This window comes from Micromonospora sp. M51 (assembly GCF_018070305.1).
Classification (GTDB): Bacteria; Actinomycetota; Actinomycetes; order Mycobacteriales; family Micromonosporaceae; genus Micromonospora; species Micromonospora parva.
Genome location: NZ_JAGPXZ010000536.1, coordinates 1 through 4,379 on the forward strand (window position 1 = coordinate 1; position 4,379 = coordinate 4,379).

At 73.3% G+C, this 4,379-nt stretch carries 5 protein-coding genes and 1 pseudogene; 4 read left to right on the forward strand and 2 right to left on the reverse strand.

Going from position 1 to position 4,379, the window contains the following annotated elements; all coding sequences use genetic code 11:
- Both KBX53_RS23895 and KBX53_RS23900 read left to right on the forward strand, forming a co-directional pair.
- Window positions 1–225 (forward strand): annotated as a pseudogene (locus KBX53_RS23895) (FAD-dependent oxidoreductase); the annotation flags it as partial.
- Between the two features lie 88 nt (window positions 226–313).
- Window positions 314–847: a hypothetical protein gene (locus KBX53_RS23900; protein ID WP_210861752.1), complete on the forward strand. Its 534-nt coding sequence runs from the start codon at window positions 314–316 to the stop codon at window positions 845–847.
- Window positions 848–857: 10 nt separating this feature from the next.
- On the opposite strand, the gene KBX53_RS23905 is transcribed toward KBX53_RS23900, so the two are convergent.
- On the reverse strand, window positions 858–2,258 hold the full coding sequence (locus KBX53_RS23905; protein WP_030327796.1) for an FAD-binding oxidoreductase: 1,401 nt from the start codon (window positions 2,256–2,258) through the stop codon (window positions 858–860).
- A 68-nt stretch (window positions 2,259–2,326) separates the two neighbouring features.
- On the opposite strand from KBX53_RS23905, the gene KBX53_RS23910 reads away from it, so the two are divergent.
- Window positions 2,327–2,611: a DUF4031 domain-containing protein gene (locus KBX53_RS23910; protein WP_030327795.1), complete on the forward strand. Its 285-nt coding sequence runs from the start codon at window positions 2,327–2,329 to the stop codon at window positions 2,609–2,611.
- Here the strand turns inward: KBX53_RS23910 and KBX53_RS23915 are convergent.
- Window positions 2,583–3,239, reverse strand: a complete 657-nt coding sequence (locus KBX53_RS23915; RefSeq protein ID WP_309140841.1) for a metal-dependent phosphohydrolase — start codon at window positions 3,237–3,239, stop codon at window positions 2,583–2,585. The genes KBX53_RS23910 and KBX53_RS23915 overlap by 29 nt on opposite strands.
- A gap of 139 nt (window positions 3,240–3,378) precedes the next feature.
- Between KBX53_RS23915 and KBX53_RS23920 the strand changes: the two genes are divergently transcribed.
- Window positions 3,379–4,379: aromatic acid exporter family protein (locus KBX53_RS23920; protein ID WP_210861757.1), on the forward strand; the 1,001-nt coding region annotated here is incomplete at its 3' end.

Below are 4,379 nucleotides of genomic sequence, written 5' to 3' on the forward strand. Positions count from 1 at the left end.
GAGCACACCGCCGAGTTGATGGGGGCGGTGCTCGGTTGGGATGCGGCCACCCGGGCCCGCGAGGTCGAGCACTACCGCGCCCGGGTGGAGGCGGAGCGGCAGTCCCAGTTGATGCCGGACGACGCGGCGGCGGACGCCGCCCGGTTGGGCGCTCCGGACGTCCGGGGTTACGCGGCCGACCGGGGTGGTGACGGTCAGGCGGAGCTGCGACAGTCCGCTCGATGACGAATTGCGACGTTACCAATGGGTAACTATCGATACCGACCCGGATGGTGGTTTCGAACGCTACCTACGGTGGGGTAGGTTTCCGCGCGTGCAACACCGCGCCCGCCCTCGTCTGCTCGGACCCCTGCTCGCCGTCGCAATCGCCAGCGCCCTGACCGGGTGCTCGCTCTTCGACCGGGACAAGCCGAGCAGCTCGGTGGAGCAGACGACGGGCACGGCGGGTGGCGGATCGCAGCTGGAGATCCCCACCACTGTCGCCGCCGGCCAGGTCAGCCTGCTCCAACGCCTCGGTGAGGACGGGCCGATGCGCACTCTGAGCGTCGAGCGCAACGGCGCGTGGCAGTGCGTCGACTGCGCCGGCGACGGGGTGACCTCCCGGGGCACCCTCGCACCGGAGTTGACCGAGCGGCTCCAGGTGCTGCTGGCCAACCCGGCGCTGGCCGACGAGACCGATCAGGCCCGTCGGTACCGGACCACCTGCATCGACGCGCTGACGTCCAGCCTCATCACCTCGACCGGGCTGATCACCTCACAGGACTGCCCCGGTGAGGAGCTCACGCCGGTCGCCGGGGAGATCCTGCTGCTGCTGACCCAGGCCACCCCGGCCGAGGTCAAGGGCTGACCGCAGCCGGTCAGAGCACCTTGCCCGGGTTGAGCAGGCCGGCCGGGTCGAGCGCCGACTTGATCGCCTGATGTACCCGGACGCCGACCGGCCCGACCTCCTGGGCCAGCCAGTCCCGTTTGAGCAGCCCCACCCCGTGCTCGCCGGTGCAGGTGCCGCCCAGGTCCAGGCCGAGCCGCATGATCTCGTCAAAGGCTCGCCGGCCCCGCGCCACGCTCGCCGGGTCGGCCCGGTCGACCACGATGTTCGGGTGCATGTTGCCGTCCCCGGCGTGCCCCACCACGCCGATCGGCACCTCGCACTCGGCGGCGATCCGGGCGACCCCGTCCAGGAGCGCGGCGAGTGCGCCCCGCGGCACCGCCACATCGTCGATCACCAGGCCGCCGTTGCCGCCCGGGTAGGTGTCCGCCGCGAACTTCTCCATGGCCGGGTGGGCCAACCGCCGGGCCTGTAGCAGTGCCGCCGCCTCCACCGCGTCGGTGGCCGCGTAGACCTCGTCGGCACCGACGGCCTCGCACACCTCGGCCAGCACCGCCAGGTCGTCCGCCGCCCGGGTGCCGGTGTCCGCGGCGGCCAGCAGCAGGGCCTGCGCGTCGGTCCGCAACCCCATCGGCTGGTACGCCTCGATCGCCCGCAGGTGGGTCTGGTCCAGCAACTCCAGCAGGCTGGGGGTGAGCCCGCGAGCCGCGATCTCGGCCACCGCCGCGCCGGCGGTGGCGACGGACGGAAAGACCGCCACCAGGGTCAGCGAGTCGGCCGGGGCGGGCCGCAGCGCCACGGTCACCTCGGTGATCACGCCGAGGGTGCCCTCCGAACCGACGAACAGCCGGGTCAGGTCGTAGCCGGCCACTCCCTTGGCCGTCCGCCGCCCGGTGCGCAGCACCTCGCCGGAGGCGAGCACCACCTCCAGGCCGAGCACGTACTCGGTGGTCACGCCGTACTTGACGCAGCACATGCCGCCGGCGTTGGTGGCCACGTTGCCGCCGATCGTGGACGACTCCCAGGAACCGGGGTCGGGCGGGTACCAGAGGCCCTGCTTGGCCACCGCACCGGCCAGCGCCGCGTTGACCACCCCCGGTTGGACCACAGCGATCCGGCTCACCGGATCGATCTCCCGGATCTCGTTCATCGCGACGGTGCTGAGCACCACCGCGCCGTCCACCGCGTTCGCCGCGCCGGCCAGCCCGGTCCGCGCACCCTGCGGCACCACCGGTACGCCGTGTCGCGCCGCGGCCTGGACCACGGCGACCACCTGCCCGGTGTCGCGCGGGCGGGTCACCACCAACGGCAGGCCGGCGGCGCACAGGTCGGCCTCGTCGCGCTGGTGCATCAGCAGCAGGTCCGGGTCGGTGAGCACGGCGTCGTCACCGAGCGCGGCGCGCAGGTCGTCGAGGAGCGCGGTGGCAGCCATGCAGCCGAGGCTAAGCCGCCGACCGGCGATCAACAACATGATCGACTCGACGGGATAGCTTGGACATCATGCTCTACCTGGACCGGCCGGCCTGGCCGTGGCGCGGCCGGCTCTGGTCGCACCTGATCAGTGACGTCTCGTACGCCGAGCTGCACGCCTTCGCCGAGACGCTCGGCGCGCCGAGGCGCGGCTTCGACCGGGACCACTACGACATCCCGGCCGACCGGTTCGCGGCGGCGGTGTGGCTCGGTGCGCAGGTCGTGCCGAGCCGGGAACTGGTCCAGTTGCTCCGCAGCACCGGCCTGCGTCGCCCGAAGCACCTGGTCAGCCCGCGTTCTGCGGCTCCCCGCTGAGCGCGGCGAGTTCCCGGCGCACGTTGGCCCGGGCGGGCTCTTCCCACCGGGTCGCCAGCGGCGGCAGCCGGAACAGCGCGGGCAGCGCCAGCAGGCCGGTCAACACCGCGGCCCGTCCAGCCCGGAAGGCCGGCTCCGGCACGTGGGCGTACTCCCGGCGGATCGCCGCCGCGTACCGCTCGTAGCGGGCCGGCGGCGCGGCCAGCACGGCCAGGTCCGCATCGCAGAGCAGCGCGCCGTCCCGGTCGTCCGGGGTCACCGAGTGCCCGGCGGTGAGCACCACCAGGCGGCGCACCTCGGCCACCGTGGACGTCGGCACCCCGAGCCCGGTGAGCACGCTCCCGGCCAGCGCCGCGCTGTCGCGTTCGTTGGCGTCGCCAGCGGCCCGGGGGTCGTAGACCACGTCGTGGAACCAGGCCGCCAACCGGACCACGTCGACCCGATCGGCCAGGTCGGCGTGCTGGTCCACCACATCGAGCACCGCCGTCAGATGGGCCAGCGTGTGATAGTGCCGGTGCGGCTCCCGCCACCGGGCGATCACCATCTCCCCGGCCCGGGTCGTGTCCGGGTCGGGCCTCGCGCCGGCATCCCGGGCCGCCGCCCGCCACCGGTCCAGCAGATCAGCCACCGCCCGAGTCTGCCGCATCCGCCCGCGACGCGCCGGACGGGAGGATTCAGCGAGCCCACCACGGGTAGTCGCGCCCATGGCCGTGGCCCGCGACAAGCGACCTCCGGTGGTACGACGTACCGCGCTGCGTGAAGGGCTGGTGGACATCGACGGCGCGCGGATCGCCGAAGCCACCCAAGAGCTGCGTCACCGCGGTCGAGCCACCCTGCACGACCGGCTGCACCGGGTACGGATGGCCGGTGGGCTCGCCGTGCAGGCCGGGCTGGCGGCCGGGCTCGCGTACTTCGTCTCGCACCGGCTGCTCGGCAACCCGCAACCGGTCTTCGCGCCGATCTCCGCGGTCGGCACCCTGGCCGCCTCGGTCGGTCAGCGGTTCCGCCGGACGGTGGAGCTGATCGTCGGGGTGGGCGTCGGGGTGGCAGTCGGTGACCTGCTGATCTACTTCCTCGGCACTGGCGCGTGGCAGCTCGGCCTGGTGGTCACCGTGGCGATTCTGCTCACCATCTTCGCCGGGGCGAGCGTGGCGATCGTCATCCAGGCGGCGGCCACCGCGGTGCTGATCGTGACGCTGAGCCCGTCGACCCAGAACCTGGAGATCCCCCGCTTCGTCGACGCGTTCCTCGGCGGTGGGATCGCGCTGCTGGTCACGGCGGTGCTGCTGCCGCTGAACCCGCTCCGGGTGATCAACCGGGCCGCCCGACCCGCCCTGGACCTGCTCGCCTCCCAGCTCGACGCCACCGCCGACGGGCTGCGCAACCGGGACCGCGCCACCATCCAGGGCGCGCTGGAGAGGTTGCGCAACAACAAGGAGGAGTTGGCCACGCTGGGCGAGGCGATCGAGGGGGCGAAGGAGACCGCCACCCTCTCCCCGGCCCGTTGGCACCGCCGCGACGAACTGACCCACTACGCCGAGGCGGCCGACCCGATCGACCGGGCGATGCGCAACAGCGGCACGTTGATCCGCCGGTCCGTCACGCTGGTCGAGGACGAGGAACCGGTGCCCGATCCGATGCCGGACGCGATCGGCCACCTCGCCGAGTCGGTCCGGCTGCTCAAGCACGAGTTCGCCGCCGGTGAGGAGCCGGAGAAGGCCCGGGAACGGTCACTGCGGGCGGTCAGCGAGGCCGGCCGGGCGTACGG